Consider the following 16878-nt stretch of genomic DNA (forward strand, 5'->3'; position numbering starts at 1 on the left):
TAACTTTAATCTTGAAACGCAAAAGCAATGAATGAACAGACTTTTAAACTAGGTGAAGATTGGCTTACCGCAGGGAAGGCATTAGAAATTACTGAGAATAAAATTTCTGTGATTCTTTCTAATGAAACCGAGAATAAAATAGAAAAAAGCGCGAGTATCGTTCAGAAAATAGTAGACAAAGGTAACCCAGTATATGGTATTAATACTGGTTTCGGCCCCTTATGCACTACCAAGATTTCAAAATCAGAAACGAACATTCTACAGACCAATATACTTCAAAGTCATAGTGTTGGTGTTGGTGAACCTATAAAAAAAGATATCGCGAAACTGATGCTAATTCTTAAAGCACAGTCCTTGGCAAAAGGCTTTTCAGGTATTGCGTTGAAAACCTTAAAAAGAATTATTTGGCATATAGAGCATGATGCTATCCCGGTAGTTCCGTCTCAAGGTTCAGTAGGAGCTTCGGGTGACTTAGCGCCTTTATCCCATCTATTTCTTCCTTTAATTGGAATGGGTAAGGTAGCCTATAAAAATGAAATTATTACAACAGCAACCTTGTTTGAAAAAACCGGACTTGAACCTATCGCATTGGGTCCAAAAGAGGGATTAGCTTTAATAAACGGCACGCAATTTATTGCGGCGCATGCTGTAAAGGTAGTTTCCCAACTACACTCATTATTAGCACAAGCAGATATTATCGGCGCCATGATGATTGAAGGGTTACAGGGTTCGGTAAAACCATTTTATAATGAACTTCATGCTTTACGCCCATTTAAAGGTAATGTTCATGTTGCTAAAAGGGTGAAAAAATTATTGAAAGGGTCTGAAATCATGGAGGACCACATTGATTGTGAAAAGGTACAAGACCCCTACTCCATTCGTTGTATTCCACAAGTACATGGTGCTTCCCGTACCGCTTGGCTACACCTAAAAGAATTGGTAGAAGTTGAATTGAATTCCGTTACCGACAATCCGGTGATCATTGATGAAGAACTAACGATTAGTGGCGGTAATTTTCATGGCCAACCATTAGCCATGGCATTAGACTATGCATGTTTAGCAGCATCGGAATTAGGGAATATTTCAGATAGACGTATTTATTTAGCTCTTGAAGGCAATAGCCCTGGTGTACCTAAATTACTCATGAACGACACGGGTATAAATTCGGGGTATATGATTTTACAGTATACAACGGCAGCATTGGCAAGTGAAAACAAAGGACTCTGTTTTCCATCAAGCGCAGATAGTATTCCAACATCTCTAGGCCAAGAAGATCATGTTAGTATGGGATCCATTGGAGCTAGAAAAGCATTACAGGTTATTGGAAATGTCGAGAAAATACTAGCTATTGAATTACTTACTGCAGCACAAGCTTTTGAGTTTCGAAAACCATTAAAATCTGGAGTTTTCCTAGATGAAGTGCATAACGCTGTACGTAAGCAGGTCGCATTTGCTGTAAAAGACCGCATTTTCGCAGACGATATTGAAAAAGGAATTAAAATGATTCAGCATAAAACCATCATTAAAGTTGTAGATAGGGTTCAAAAAGAGTACAACATTTCTTTAAATACTAAATTTTCAACAGAATTCGAAGTATATTGAAATTATGAAAAAAGCAACATTAATAGGTCCTTTCAAACAAATCATTACCATGACCGGCATACCTATAAAAGGTGCCGTTAAGGATAGTGAATTGCACATAGTTTCAAATGGCGGTATTATTATTACCGGTTCTACTATTTCTAAAATAGGAGATTTTGAAGATTTAAAAGAAAGTGAGAAAATTGCAGAAACAATAACCCTAAAAGGAAATCATGTTTGTGTACCGGGCTTCATCGACGCTCATACACATATTTGTTTTGGAGGATCACGCGCAAAGGATTATGCTATGCGAAATGCAGGTAAATCTTATTTAGAAATCGCACATGCGGGTGGTGGTATTTGGGATACGGTTACGCAAACTAGAAAAGCCACAAAAGAAGAATTGACCAAAAGCACTATAAAGCTTGCTAATCGCCATTTAAAAAACGGCACCACTACTATAGAGGTAAAAAGTGGATATGGTCTTTCTGTAGATGAAGAACTAAAAATGCTAAGGGCCATTAAAGAGGCAAATATTACCGCGATGCCAGATTTAATACCCACATGTTTAGCTGCGCATATGCTACCCAAAGATTTTCAAGGAACAGAAACCGCATATCTATCAGAAATAGCAGAACGTTTATTTCCGATTCTTAAGTCAGAAAAGTTGGCTAACCGTATTGATGCATTCATTGAAGAAAGTGCATTTTCAGCCGAAGACATTAAAGATTATTTTAATACAGCAAGTGCTATGCAATTCGATATTACCGTTCATGCCGATCAATTTACGCCTGCTGGCAGTAAAGTAGCTGTCGATTATAAAGCACTTAGTGCTGACCATTTAGAGGCAAGCACTGAAAATGAAATTGCGATACTAGCCAATAGCAATACCATTGCCGTTGCTTTACCAGGAGCTTCTATCGGATTAGGATGTGATTTCACTCCTGCACGTAAATTACTAGATGCTGGTGCCGCTTTAGCAATAGCGAGCGACCACAACCCTGGTTCTGCACCCATGGGCGATTTACTCACCCAAGCCAGTATTTTGGGTACATTTCAAAAATTGACGAATGCAGAGGTTTTATCAGGAATCACCTTTAGAGCAGCCGCAGCTTTAAACCTTTCTGATCGCGGAAAACTAGAAGAAGGGCTTTTAGCAGATTTCGCCGTTTTCCACAGTGATAATTACCAAGATATTCTCTATAACCAAGGCAACTTAAAACCTTGCATGGTTTGGAAGCATGGCAACCTAGTCTATGATAAGCATAATTAGGAGTTAGGAAAAATAAAAAACAGTATGATGAACTTTAAACAAGAGATACAAACCGGAATACCCGTTGAACTTCCTCTAAAAAAGGAACGTTCTTCAAATGTAAGTCATGCTCCGAATCGTAAGCAAATACTATCTATAGCTGAAAAACAATTAGCAATTAGAAACGCACTACGCTATTTTCCTACTGAATGGCATGAGACACTAGCACCTGAATTTGCTGAAGAACTACAGGTTTTTGGGCGTATTTATATGTATCGCTTTCAACCTACCTACGAAATGTATGCTAGGCCAATATCTGACTATCCGGCTTATACTTCTCAAGCAGCTGCAATCATGCTTATGATTCAGAATAACTTAGATCCTGCAGTTGCACAACATCCTCAAGAACTAATTACATACGGTGGCAATGGAGCAGTTTTTCAAAATTGGGCTCAGTACCTACTTACCATGCAATATCTATCCGAAATGACCGAAGAACAGACCTTGCATATGTATTCTGGTCACCCAATGGGTCTTTTTCCTTCATCAAAAGAAGCTCCGCGGGTTGTCGTTACGAACGGAATGATGATTCCAAATTATTCTAAACAAGATGATTGGGAGAAATACAATGCCCTTGGAGTAACCCAATATGGACAAATGACAGCTGGTTCATTTATGTATATCGGTCCGCAAGGTATCGTTCATGGTACGGCGATTACAGTAATGAATGCATTTAGAAAAGTATTGAAGAACGACGAACATTCGGCTGGGAAAATTTTCTTAACTGCAGGTTTAGGGGGCATGAGCGGTGCTCAACCAAAAGCAGGCAATATTGCAGGTTGCGTAACTATTTGCGCAGAGGTTAATCCGCATGCGGCCAAAAAAAGGTTTGAGCAAGGTTGGGTAGATGAATTAATTAAAGATTTAGATATATTGGTCGAAAGAACCAAAGAAGCAAAAGCAAAAAATGAAGTTGTCTCCTTAGCCTTTATAGGCAATGTTGTTGATGTGTGGGAGCGTTTTTATAAAGAGAATATTTATATTCATTTAGGTTCTGACCAAACTTCATTACATAATCCATGGGCAGGCGGTTATTATCCTGTCGGACTATCTTTCAAGGAAGCAAATTCAATGATGAATCAAGATCCAGATGCTTTTAAAGCCAAAGTTCAAGAATCGCTACGTAGACATGCCGATGCTATTAATTTGCATACGGCAGAAGGAACTTATTTCTTCGATTATGGCAATGCCTTTCTTTTAGAAGCCTCTAGAGCGGGAGCTGATGTAATGGCTGAGAATACTATAGATTTTAAATATCCTTCCTATGTACAGGATATTTTAGGACCAATGTGTTTCGACTATGGTTTTGGTCCCTTTAGATGGGTTTGCTCCTCTGGAAGTTCTGAAGATTTACATAAAACAGATGCCATTGCTTTACGTGTTTTAAAGGAAATAAAGAAAGATGCGCCAACTGAAATTCAACAACAATTGCAAGATAATATTAAATGGATAACTGAAGCCGAACAAAATAAGTTAGTGGTAGGTTCTCAAGCCAGAATCCTATATGCTGATGCAGAAGGTAGAGCAAAAATAGCCTTAGCCTTTAATGAAGCAATTGCAAATAGAGAGCTATTCGCCCCAGTTATTTTGGGTAGAGACCACCATGACGTAAGCGGTACAGACTCACCGTACAGAGAAACAAGTAATATAAATGATGGCAGCAAATTCACCGCGGACATGTCCATACATAACGTTATTGGTGATAGTTTTAGAGGTGCAACCTGGGTATCAATTCACAATGGCGGTGGTGTAGGTTGGGGTGAAGTTACCAATGGTGGTTTCGGTATGGTATTAGATGGTTCAAAAGATGCGGAACGAAAACTAAAAAATATGCTTTTCTATGACGTAAACAATGGTATATCTCGTCGAAGCTGGGCTCGAAATAAAGAAGCAATGTTCGCTATTCAACGAGAAATGGAAAGAACCCCAATGCTAAAAGTTACTTTTCCTAATTTAGTAGAAGATAAACTATTAGAAAATTTATTCTAATCGGTTAGCGATTACTTTAATTCCAAGATTATATGTCAAATTACAAAATAGGCAGAAAAGACAATTGGATTGGTAGATCATCATCTGGTCAAGAATTATACTTGAATGAGAAAATTCAATTTTCAAGTATCAAATTACCATTTCAATCTAACCCAAACAAAACTATTGCCCTATTAGGTTATAGTAGTGATGAAGGGGTAAGAAGAAACCACGGTAGGGTTGGATCATCATTGGGCCCTGATGCTATTCGGAAGCAATTGGGAAAAATGCCCAATCATCTAGACAACAACACACAAATCATCGATTTTGGAAATCTCGAATGTAACGATGAAGATTTAGAAATACTACAAACTGATTTATCAGCTGGCGTTAAATTTATTTTAGAAAACAATGCAATTCCTATTATACTTGGTGGTAGTCACGACCTTGCATATGGACATTACAAAGGCTTGTCTCAATACTTACCAAAAGGCAAAGCAATAGGAATCATTAATTTTGACGCTCATTTCGATTTAAGGCCAAATACGAATGGTAATAACTCAGGAACACCTTTTTACCAAATAACCACGGAGCATGAAACTGCAAATGAGTCTATAAAGTATATGGCCTTAGGTATTCGAAAAGATGCGAATACCAAAGATTTATTTGATTTTGCAGAGACCCATCACGTAAATTATTTAGAGCAAAAATATTTTTGCATGACCTATTTAGAACATGTAGAATTACGTCTTATGCAATTTATAGAGGATGTTGATTATCTCTACACTACAATTGATTTAGATGGTTTTTCATCAGCTTATGCACCTGGTGTTAGCGCCTCATCGCCAATGGGCTTTTCTCCTGACATTGTTCTTAAAAGCCTTAACCTTATTCTTGAATCGGGTAAATTATCAGGATTTGATGTGGTAGAACTAAATCCGAATTACGATGTTGACGATCAAACGGCCAAATTAGCAGCCTCTTTGGTTCATTATGTTCTACATAAAGTTTAGTCAAAAACAAAAAAAGCCTCCCTTTATGGAAAGCCTTTCATTGGGTACTATCGGCAAAAACCGATAAACACAATTGTCTCAAATAATCTTTGAGACACAACACAACATTACAAAGATAATAAAGGTTTTTAAATAAATGTATAGTCTGTTAATTTCTTACCACAACTATTTTACAACCAAATTTTATTCATCTTCATTATTATTGAAAAGCTGAAAAATCTGTTTTTTTTCTGTTAGGGTAAATTGTTTGGAAACAAACCAATCATGAATTTTAATTTTCTCATTTTCAATTTGCGCATTACGAATTGCTTTTAAAGAAACGATATGCCAATGCGAACCTTTATTACGTGAAACCGAATAGCCAACATCTTCCATGATATAAGATTGTTTTGGTCTATTTATAAGCCTTACTCCATTTTTCAACACGGCTAAAGTTTCAGTTAAACGTACCACTTCAGAAAATGAATATCTTGCAAAATCATTAAAACCATTCTGCTCAACATTGTAAAGTTTATCACCAATTTTCAGGTCATTCATAGCATAAAAAGATACAAATTTAAAGGGCTTATGTTGGTAATGGAATTTTTAAGATGTTTAGTTATTCACAAAATGAAAGAAGTACAAGAAAAACAATAGTCATACTAAGCCATACCTTTCATGGTCAGTAAAGTCGTAACCCATACAATTACAGAAGATAAAAAGATACCAATCGTATTAGCTAGAAAAGCTTTTTTTCGCTCAATTTTAAAAAGGTAAGTAGCAATACTGCCTGCATATACTCCTGTACCAGGAACAGGCAGCATAACGAAAAATATGAGTCCGTAAAAACCGTATTTTTTTATTTGATTACCTGAGCCGGTTTTTGCCCTACGAGCAATGAAAAGTGCACCTTTCTTATAAAAATGCCAGCGAAGTAAATATGTGTTAATGGTATTCAAGAAATACATCATGATAGGAAACACCAAAACATTTGCTAAAAAGCACACCACTAACACCAAGTAAATGTTTACTCCATTTAGCAAACCATAGGGTATACCAACTTTAGCTTCACCTAGTGGTGAGATGCTCCAAAGTGCTGCTATGATCAAATCTTTCAACAAAAGTCCATTTTTTAGGGACAGCAAAATTACGCCGTTCTAAAAAAATTCTTTGCCATTTAAATCATAAATAATGTTGATATACGAATTATCAAGACCAACAGCTTCAATATTTATTTGACAACCATATTTTAAGTAATTACCTACCTTTTTATTGAAAACAAGTATGACCAAATTCAATTATAAAATTGCTATTTTTAAAAAATTACAACAACTACCAATACCACACCGAAAACATGAGCGAAAAAAATACTAGAAGATCGTTTATAAAACGCGCTTCACTTACCTCAGCTGCCTTAAGCACAACCCCTTTTTTATTAGCGGCCTCTAGTAACAACCGTTTAATTTTAAGTAGAAGCTACACGCATCAAGAATTTAGTGCGAACGATCAATTAAATATTGCTTTGATCGGTACAGGAATTCAGGGAATATTCGACACACAAGCTGCCCTACAGGTTGACGGTGTAAAGTTGGTCGCAGCATGTGATCTATATACTGGAAGACTTAAAAGAGCAAAAGAACTTTGGGGGCAAGATATATTTGTCACCAGAGATTATAGAGAGGTATTAAATCGTAAAGATATAGATGCCGTACTTATTGCAACACCTGATCATTGGCACCAAACCATTGCAGTTGCAGCCCTTAATGCTGGCAAACATGTGTATTGTGAAAAACCTATGGTGCAAAATTTAACTGAAGGTCAAGAAATTATAAAAGCACAAAAAAATTCAGGTAAAATATGCCAAGTAGGTAGCCAAGGAATGTCATCTCTAGGTAATGAAAAAGCAAAGCAACTTTATGAAGATGGGGCTATCGGTGATATTGTAATGTTAGACATGTATAACGACAGGTATTCTGCTGAGGGTGCGTGGCAATACCCTATACCGCCAGATGCAAATACGAATACCGTTGATTTTGACACCTTTTTAGGTAATGCCCCCAAAGTACCTTTTGAGCCAAAAAGATTTTTTAGGTGGAGAAACTACCAAGATTATGGTACGGGTGTTGCAGGAGATTTATTCGTTCACGCATTTTCTACTTTAAATTATGTCATAAGTTCACATGGTCCTAACAGAGCTTTAGCGACTGGCGGACTCCGTTATTGGAAAGATGGTAGAGATGTGCCGGATGTATCCATAACGTTATACGACTATCCTAAAACCGAAACTCACGCACCTTTTAATGCAGCTTTCCGTATAAACTTTATCGCAGGTAGCGGAGGAGGAGGTGGCTTTAAACTAATTGGTACCGAAGGTGAAATGGAAATAGGGCAGAACTCCGTCACCGTAAACCGTTCAAAATTAAGTATGACCCCTAGTGGATATTCATTGATTTCGTTTACCGAGGAAATGCAACAAAGGATTAAAAACGAATATGCTGCTAAAAATTTAGAACCCAGAAGTTCTAGTTTGTCCACAGGTACCACCACTTGGGAAGCACCAAGTGATTATAAAGGAGCCCATTATGACCATTTCAATAATTTCTTTACGAGTATAAGAAGTAAGGGTCAAGTAATACAAGACCCAAAATTTGGACTTAGAGCCGCGGGAGCAGCACTTTTAGCTAACGAAAGTTATTCTAGAAAACAACCCGTTAATTGGAACCCTACAGAAATGAAATTAATATAAATTATTCATCTATTACTTCGGTGAATTGAATGTGGCGTTCCACATTCTCTTCAATCGAAATGAAAGATTCAATACCACGTATACCAGTAATACTAAGAATTTCATCTTGATAGACTTGTTTATAGTGAAAACTATCTCTAGCATGCATCTTTATAAAAATATCGTATTTACCGGTTACGTGGTGTATTTTAACCACCTCTTCAATTTCATTCAGCTTTTTCATAACCTTCTTAAAAAGGTTAATTTCACTTAAGAAAATTCCTATGAAAATTGTCATTTTCCAACCCATTTTAGCATAATCCAAACTAAGGGTTGCTCCGGTTATCAAACCCATTTCCCTCATTTTTCGCATTCGCATATGTACTGTTCCTGGAGAAATAATCAATTTTTTGGCTACATCGGTATAAGGGGTTTGTGCATTTTCCGCCAGAATATTCAAAATATTAAAATCTACATGGTCTAATTTATTTCTCATTTGAAACGGTGAATTAAATTCTTAAATCAATTAAAGAACAACTACCTGTTAAAGCATTATAAGCATACATCTTATTTTAACAAATTTAATTCATAATAAACTAAATTTTAATGATAATATGGTAATAAAAATGTTTAAAATTGAGGTTTTACTTATAATTCATTAATCATTTTGATTATTCATCAAAAAATATGTTCGCACTAGTACAAATAAAGAAACTGCTTCATATTTAACACAATAGGCACCAAACCATAAACTCCCTTTATCAAAAAATATTGATAAAGGGAGTTTATGGTTAAAAACGAATATTACTGTATATATTTAATACGTCTCTTTCATCCAATCGTATGGTTTTCTATTCATCCAAAGACCTCTTGTAAAATCAGGGAAATCCTGTGGTTCACCATTATTCGCTATAGATACCTCAGAAAGTGGTGTAACAGCACTCCATGCTGCAGCATCGTAAGCATCTAATGGTGGAGCGATATTTTCTTTCGCAGATTCAATAAATGAATTCATTACAAAGAAATCCATTCCCCCATGACCGGCATCTAAGGCATATTCGCCATATTTTTTCCACAGTGGATGGTCATATTTTTCTAACCATGGTTGAGCTTCACTCCAAGTATGAGGTTCAGATTCTCCTTCAACATAAATTCGACTTCCGTCCACTTCCCAAAGGCCATTAGCACCTTGAACCCTAAACCCTAAAGAATAAGGTCTGGGTAAATTACAATCGTGAGTGATAATAATAGTTTCGCCATTGGCTGTATTAATGGTAGAGGTAATGACATCCCCCTGTTTAAATTTTACTTTAGTATTCGGGTGAGATTCAACACCTTCCTTTATAATATAATTATGTAGGCCAATACCCTTTGTGGCATGAGAAGTCATAGATACAAATCGATTTCCCCTATTAACATCTGCCATTACGGCAATAGGTCCAAGACCATGAGTTGGGTAGACATCTGCATTTCTTTTAACAGAATGTGCTGTACGCCATTTAGATTCTGAAATACCTTTATCTCCAAACTCAACTCCTTTACCATAGGCCGTTTTGCCATCATTAAATTTCACATGCCTTAAATCATGTTGATAGCCGCATCTAAAATGTACCAACTCACCAAAGACATTTTGTTTAACCATGTTCAGGACTGCTAAAATATCTCTACGGTAGTTTACATTTTCCAATATCATCATGTGGGTGCCTGTTCGCTCATGAGTGTTGACCAAATCCCAACACTCTTCTAAGGTATTTGAAGCTGACACTTCTACCCCAGCATATTTTCCCGCCTCCATAGCATCTACCGTCATACGAGTATGCCAAAGCCATGGTGTCGCAATTACTACTGCATCAACATCTGCCAAGGCCAAAAGATTTTTATAATCCATATCATTTGAGCCAAATACTTTTGGAGCTTTCCCTTTTGCCTCTGCGATATGTTTTTTAGCAATAGCTATACGTTCTGGGTCAACGTCGCAAATTGCAGTGATGTTCACATCTTTTCGTAACAAAAGGTTTTGAAGATGATTGGTACCTCTTAATCCGACTCCAATCAATCCAACATTCAATTTATCCGCAGCATTAAAACTATTTCGGGCAAAACCTGGTACTGCCACTAATCCCATACTTGCAATTGATGCATTTCTAATAAAATTTCTTCTCGAGCTCATATTCAAAAAATTATACGCTTTGAAATTATAAAAACTACTTGACTATTATTAACTAATTATCAATTTTAATGGTGATACGTCTAATTTGACAGATAATTTATCATTGCATTTCATACTTTTGACTTTTAAATACAAAAATCATGACATTACTTTTAATGGCTGCTGGTAGCGGCAGTAGATATGGAAAACTTAAACAATTCGATGATTTAGGCCCGAACGGTGAATTTTTAATGGAATTCGCTATTTATGACGCCATACAGAACAATTTTGAACAAATTGTAGTTATCACGAAAAAAGAAAATGTTTCCTTTTTAGAAGAGCACCTTTCAAAAAGATTACCAAAAACTATACAACTGAATGTTCTTGCACAAGAACTTACTGATTTACCTGACGGAGTTACGTTCACTGGCGAGCGTAAAAAACCATGGGGTACGGCACATGCAGTTTGGACAGCAAGAAATGTTATCGATGGTCCGTTTGTAGTCATTAACGCTGATGATTTTTATGGTCAATCTGCCTATAAGAGAGCTGCTGATTTTATGAAATCGGATGATAACGCATATGCGTTGTTAGGATATACTTTAAAAGACACATTATCTGAACACGGTTCTGTTTCTAGAGGTGTTTGTGAAGTTAAAGGCGATAATTTAGTTTCTGTTCAAGAACGACTTAAATTAATTCAGAAAGAAGATAAAATTGTTGATGAAGATACAAATTTATATTTCACAGGAGATGAGCAGGCAAGTATGAACTTTTGGGTTTGTAGACCTTCTATTTTCGATAAGATTGAATCTGAATTCAGGTTATTTTTAAATGATGAAGACCGTATTGCGAACAGCGAGTTGTATATCCCACTAATGATACAAGAGATGCTACAAGCAAACGAGATAGAGGTAAAATGCATCCCTTCTGGTGGAGATTGGTTCGGCGTTACTTATGCAAGTGATAAAGAAAAGGCAATGAATAGCCTAAAGGAAAAATCTAACTCAGGAAAATACCCTGCCCCAATTTGGTAAACTCTCTTAAAATGGATTAAAAAACCCATTAGAACACTTTTCTAATGGTTTTTTTTTGGCCTAAAATGGGATAAACTAAAAAGAGTCCAATCTTTATGAGATTGGACTCTTTTACGAGAACACTATATGAAAATGAAAAAAATTTAATTCGTTTTTTATTACATTGTAAACTTACGAGTAAGGTTAACAATTAGAAACAAATTGATGTCAACCGCTCATATATTGTGGTGAGATGGCCTATTTTTGTTGTGGACTCAATTCATAGCTATGAAAATTCGAATAAAAGGCGATTCCATTCGATTTAGATTAACCCAAACGGAGGTTAAAGCACTTTCAGAAAAAGGAAAGGTTTATGATAGCACTAATTTTGGTAATCAAGAATTCAATTACGGAATTACTCTAAAAAAAGATATTGACAACTTAAATGTCAGTTTTAAAAATAACAGCATTACTTTAGAAATGCCGTACATAAATGGAAAATCTTGGTATGCAAACGACATCATCACTTTTGACAATATCTTGAAAACATCAAAAAAAAACGATTTACACTTACTTTTAGAAAAAGATTTCACTTGTCTAGATAACACTATAGAGGACCAATCGGATAATTACCCAAACCCCAAATTAGCTTAGATTTTCTACTTACAAAATAAGGCGTTATGCTGTTAAGAACATTTTTTAACAGAAACATGTCTAAAGTTCACCCCTACAATTCTTAAGTTTAGTTTATGGAGTCAAAAACGCAACGAAAAGTATCCTTTAGAGGTTCTGAAGATTTTCTAGATATTGAACTAAAAGAACCTGTTACACATGCAGCAGGTTATTTAGGGTTACGAGAAGCCTTAAAACACACTTTTAAGGAAATGGGCGTTCTTCGTTCTATGCGAACATTATTGAGCATGAACCAAAAAGATGGCTTCGATTGCCCTAGTTGTGCATGGCCAGATCCAGAACACCCTTCACCTGTTGCGGAATACTGTGAAAATGGAGCCAAAGCCTTAGGCGATGAAGCTACTACAACCCACATTGGTGCAGATTTCTTTCAAAAAAATTCAGTTGAAGAGTTATCTCAATTAATAGATTTTGAACTTAACAAATTTGGCCGTTTAGTAGAACCGATGGTGCTAAAACCTGGAAACGTTCATTACGAACCTATTTCGTGGAATGAATCTTTTAAATTAATTGCATCGGAATTAAAGAAATTAAACAACCCCGATGAGGCCATTTTTTACACCTCTGGTAGATCAAGTAATGAAGCTGCATTTTTATATGGAATGTTCGCCCGGGCACTAGGAACAAATAATTTACCCGATTGCTCAAATATGTGCCATGAAAGTAGTGGTGTAGCGCTTACCGAAACCTTAGGCATTGGTAAAGGTTCAACGACCTTAGAAGATCTCTACGAAGCCGAAGTAATACTTATTGCAGGGCAAAACCCAGGGACTAATCATCCTCGAATGCTATCTGCCCTTGAAAAATGTAAACAGAATGGTGGTAAGGTAATTAGTATAAACCCATTAGAGGAATCAGGGTTGGTAAATTTCAAAAATCCGCAGCACATAAAAGGATGGATTGGTGGCGGTGAAGACATGGCAGATATACATCTTCCTGTTAACATCAATCAAGATATTCCACTTATAAAATTGATATTAAAGAAACTAGCTACCTTAGACAAAGAACATAAAAATATATTTGACCATGATTTTATTCAAAAATACACCAACGGTTATGAAGCGCTAATTTCTGATTTAGATAGCTACACTTCTGATGAGCTATTAAACCTAACCGGTGTATCTGAAGATAAAATAGATGAAACAGTAGCACTCTTAGCCAACAAATCTAAAATCATTGTTTGTTGGGCCATGGGTCTTACCCAGCATAAAAATGGAGTCGAAAACATACGTGAATTTGTAAACTTATTATTACTAAAAGGCGCTATCGGCAAACCGAATGCAGGCACCTGCCCTGTTCGCGGGCATAGTAACGTGCAAGGTGACCGTAGTGTTGGCATTCAGCATTTCGTTGACAAAGAAATGAATGAACGTATTAAAAAATATTTAGGATTTACTCCCCCAAACCATGAAGGAGTAGACGTTGTAGGATCAATGAAAGCAATGTATGAGGGTAAAGCAAAGATATTTATGTGTTTAGGCGGTAATTTTGTAATGGCAGCCTCAGACACTGAATACACTGCTAAAGGAATTCAAAACTGTGATCTTACTGTACAGATAAGCACCAAGTTGAACCGATCGCATTTAATTACCGGTAAAACCGCATTGATTCTACCAACAATTGGCAGGTCAGAAAAAGACATCAAAAATGGTATGCCACGTCACTTCACTGTAGAAAATAGCATGGGAAGGGTAAAAAAATCGAAGGGTATATTAAAACCTGCATCAGACACTATTATGAGCGAGCCAGAAATCATTGCCAATATAGGTCTTACATTCTTTGGGGAAAACCATGCTATGAATTGGAAATCATTAGGCGATGACTACGAATTAATTAGAACACAGATAGACCAGGTAGCAAAAGGCTTTAGTAAAACCAAAGAGCGCTCTGAAGGCGCTGGTTATTACTTGCCCAATAATGTACGTGATTTAGATTTTAGCATGCTACCCAACGGAAAGGCACAAATAACTATTAACCAATTACCAGTTCACAAATTGGCAAAAGATGAATATATGTTAATGACCATACGTTCACATGATCAGTTTAACACTACGATATATGGATTAGATGATCGCTACCGTGGCGTTTACAATGCAAGAAGGGTAATTTTCATGAATATAAATGACATGAAAGCTGTAGGTCTCAAAAAATTAGATATTGTTGATATTTCCAGTACTTATGACACTACAGTACGAATTGCCCATAATTTTAAAGTCGTACCTTATAATATTCCTTCAGGCAATTTGGCTTCTTACTTTCCTGAAACCAACGTATTGGTTCCTTATAATCACTTCGCAGAACGCAGTAAAACTCCAATAAGTAAATCAATAAAGGTTAGATTGGTAAAGAAATAGTTAATAAAAATGACTTCTCTATACATAGTTTAACATACTCATAACCCAAGCATAATTTACTCGTAACCATTTTTTTAATAGAAATAATGAAACTTTACCATCATTAGTTTCAGTCTATGAAATCTATTAAATTGGCCTTTTTCTGTATTACCTTTCTTGAACAATATGTTAAGTTTAAGGCCGCTTTACTTCTTTCAAAATTTAAGAAAAAGGAATCTGCATTTAACATATGAAGAAAAGATCAGTTGATATTGTGGTGATATCGGATGTTCACTTAGGAACGTACGGGTGCCATGCAAAAGAACTTCTAAAGTATTTAAAATCTATAAAGCCAAAAGAGGTCATCTTAAATGGAGATATCATAGACATATGGCAATTTAGTAAACGATATTGGCCTAAATCTCACATGAAAGTTGTAAAACTATTGCTCGAATGGGTCGCTAAAGGAATACCCGTGCATTATGTAACAGGAAATCATGATGAACTTTTGCGAAAATTTGCCGGAAGCAGTATGGGTTCTTTAAACATTGTCAATAAAATGATACTGCCGTTACATACTGAAAAGGCTTGGATTTTTCATGGAGATGTTTTTGATGTAACCATGCAACACTCTAAATGGGTTGCCAAACTAGGCGCAAAAGGGTATGATTTACTGATACTATTGAATAGAGGTATAAATTTTATCAGTAAAAAAATGGGAAAGGGTCCTATTTCAATGTCCAAGAAAATAAAAAATGGTGTAAAATCTGCCGTAAAATTCATCAACGATTTTGAACAGATAGCAGCAGATATAGCTATAGAAAACGGATACGAATACGTGATATGTGGACATATACATCAACCTGAGATTCGAAAAATAAGGACCGATAAAGGTGAAGTAACCTACTTAAATTCTGGAGACTGGATAGAAAATTTAACCGCCTTAGAATACCATAAAGGTAAATGGAAGCTCTATTCTTACTTAGAAGACCTAAAGGTAATTGACCATACAGAGGATATTAAAGAAGAAACGTATGTGTTAGAAAAAGCAGAACTTTTTCAAAGCCTTTTAGAGGAGTTTAGAATAAGTGGAATGACACAGCAGAGTAAATGAAAGTACTTTATGCTATTCAAGGTACGGGTAACGGTCATCTAAGTAGGGCACGAGATGTTATCCCTGCTCTATTAAAACAAAATGTAACCCTCGATATTTTGGTAAGTGGTATTCAGGCCGATATTCAATTGCCATATCCTGTAAAATATCAATTGAAAGGACTAAGTTTTATTTTCGGAAAAAAAGGTGGTGTAGATATTTGGAAAACCTACTATAGGGCAAATTCACTTCGTTTACAAAGAGAAGTTAAAAGCATACCGGTAGAAGAATACGATTTAATCATCAATGATTTTGAACCCATTACCGCATGGGCGTGTAAATTAAAAAGCAAAGATTGTTTTAGTTTTAGTCACCAAGCTGCTGTTCTATCGCCAAAAGCTCCAAAGCCAAAAAAGAAAGACCCATTAGGCAAATGGATTTTAAATAATTACGCTCCTACTAGTCATCAATTCGGACTTCACTTTAAATCATATGAATCTGGCATTTTCACACCAATAATTAGAAATGACATTCGGCTTGCAGCACTCTCTACATTGGAACATTACACCGTTTATCTTCCTTCTTACAGCGATGAAAAACTATTAAAGTTTTTATCTAATATTAACGGGGTACGATGGGAGGTATTTTCTAAGCACAATAAGAAAGAATACATCAATAACAATATTCATATACAACCGATTACAAATGAAGCCTTTGTAAAAAGTATGGCAACAAGTAAAGGAATTTTATGCGGAGCGGGTTTTGAAACTCCGGCAGAAAGTCTGTTTATGAAAAAAAAGCTATTGGTCATACCGATGAAAGGGCAGTATGAACAACAATGCAATGCCGCTGCTTTAGCAGAAATGGGTGTTCCGATTATAAAATCATTAAAAAACAAGCATCTAAATACATTGCAAAAATGGTTAGACACCGATACTATTATAACTGTAGACTACCCCGATAACACAGATAATATCGTATCTCAACTTTTGAAAGAATCTCAAAAGAAACATTAA

General features: G+C 36.0%; 14 protein-coding genes. 10 read left to right on the forward strand and 4 right to left on the reverse strand.

What is annotated here, in order from left to right; genetic code table 11:
- Nucleotides 1-27 precede the first annotated feature (27 nt).
- From hutH to hutG, 4 genes are read left to right on the forward strand one after another with little or no spacing between them, the layout of a single operon-like run.
- Nucleotides 28-1602, forward strand: a complete 1575-nt coding sequence (hutH, locus tag AACZ49_RS12235; protein ID WP_339655220.1) for a histidine ammonia-lyase — start codon at nt 28-30, stop codon at nt 1600-1602.
- 4 nt (nt 1603-1606) lie between these two features.
- Nucleotides 1607-2854 (forward strand): imidazolonepropionase, encoded by a 1248-nt coding sequence (hutI, locus tag AACZ49_RS12240; protein WP_339655223.1) that lies wholly within the window; start codon nt 1607-1609, stop codon nt 2852-2854.
- A 27-nt stretch (nt 2855-2881) separates the two neighbouring features.
- Nucleotides 2882-4882, forward strand: coding sequence for a urocanate hydratase (locus tag AACZ49_RS12245; protein WP_339655439.1), 2001 nt, complete (start codon nt 2882-2884; stop codon nt 4880-4882).
- A gap of 32 nt (nt 4883-4914) precedes the next feature.
- A complete protein-coding gene (hutG, locus tag AACZ49_RS12250) occupies nt 4915-5874 on the forward strand; it encodes a formimidoylglutamase (RefSeq protein ID WP_339655226.1) in 960 nt (319 codons plus the stop codon).
- A gap of 183 nt (nt 5875-6057) precedes the next feature.
- Here the strand turns inward: hutG and AACZ49_RS12255 are convergent, their stop codons facing one another.
- On the reverse strand, nt 6058-6411 hold the full coding sequence (locus tag AACZ49_RS12255; protein WP_339655228.1) for a pyruvate kinase: 354 nt from the start codon (nt 6409-6411) through the stop codon (nt 6058-6060).
- Nucleotides 6412-6515: 104 nt separating this feature from the next.
- Nucleotides 6516-6974 (reverse strand): small multi-drug export protein, encoded by a 459-nt coding sequence (locus AACZ49_RS12260; RefSeq protein ID WP_339655231.1) that lies wholly within the window; start codon nt 6972-6974, stop codon nt 6516-6518.
- Nucleotides 6975-7207: 233 nt separating this feature from the next.
- Between AACZ49_RS12260 and AACZ49_RS12265 the strand changes: the two genes are divergently transcribed.
- Complete coding sequence (locus tag AACZ49_RS12265; RefSeq protein ID WP_339655234.1) at nt 7208-8599, forward strand: Gfo/Idh/MocA family oxidoreductase; 1392 nt, start codon at nt 7208-7210, stop codon at nt 8597-8599.
- A gap of 1 nt (nt 8600) precedes the next feature.
- On the opposite strand, the gene AACZ49_RS12270 is transcribed toward AACZ49_RS12265, so the two are convergent.
- Nucleotides 8601-9074 (reverse strand): Lrp/AsnC ligand binding domain-containing protein, encoded by a 474-nt coding sequence (locus AACZ49_RS12270; RefSeq protein ID WP_339655237.1) that lies wholly within the window; start codon nt 9072-9074, stop codon nt 8601-8603.
- Between the two features lie 321 nt (nt 9075-9395).
- The gene (locus tag AACZ49_RS12275) at nt 9396-10748 is read right to left on the reverse strand and encodes a Gfo/Idh/MocA family oxidoreductase (protein WP_339655240.1); all 1353 of its coding nucleotides are present in this window, start codon (nt 10746-10748) and stop codon (nt 9396-9398) included.
- A 140-nt stretch (nt 10749-10888) separates the two neighbouring features.
- On the opposite strand from AACZ49_RS12275, the gene AACZ49_RS12280 reads away from it, so the two are divergent.
- From AACZ49_RS12280 to AACZ49_RS12300, 5 genes are all read left to right on the forward strand, one after another.
- A complete protein-coding gene (locus tag AACZ49_RS12280) occupies nt 10889-11764 on the forward strand; it encodes a sugar phosphate nucleotidyltransferase (RefSeq protein ID WP_339655242.1) in 876 nt (291 codons plus the stop codon).
- 267 nt (nt 11765-12031) lie between these two features.
- Nucleotides 12032-12397, forward strand: coding sequence for a hypothetical protein (locus AACZ49_RS12285; protein ID WP_339655244.1), 366 nt, complete (start codon nt 12032-12034; stop codon nt 12395-12397).
- Nucleotides 12398-12492: 95 nt separating this feature from the next.
- Nucleotides 12493-14790 carry an FdhF/YdeP family oxidoreductase gene (locus AACZ49_RS12290; RefSeq protein ID WP_339655247.1) on the forward strand — a complete coding sequence of 766 codons (2298 nt, stop codon included), beginning with the start codon at nt 12493-12495 and terminating at the stop codon, nt 14788-14790.
- Between the two features lie 229 nt (nt 14791-15019).
- A complete protein-coding gene (locus AACZ49_RS12295) occupies nt 15020-15883 on the forward strand; it encodes a UDP-2,3-diacylglucosamine diphosphatase (protein WP_339655250.1) in 864 nt (287 codons plus the stop codon).
- Nucleotides 15880-16878 (forward strand): glycosyltransferase family protein, encoded by a 999-nt coding sequence (locus AACZ49_RS12300; RefSeq protein WP_339655253.1) that lies wholly within the window; start codon nt 15880-15882, stop codon nt 16876-16878. Before AACZ49_RS12295 ends, AACZ49_RS12300 begins: the two co-directional genes overlap by 4 nt.

Origin of the sequence: uncultured Maribacter sp. (assembly GCF_963975365.1) — a bacterium.
Taxonomy (GTDB): Bacteria; Bacteroidota; Bacteroidia; order Flavobacteriales; family Flavobacteriaceae; genus Maribacter.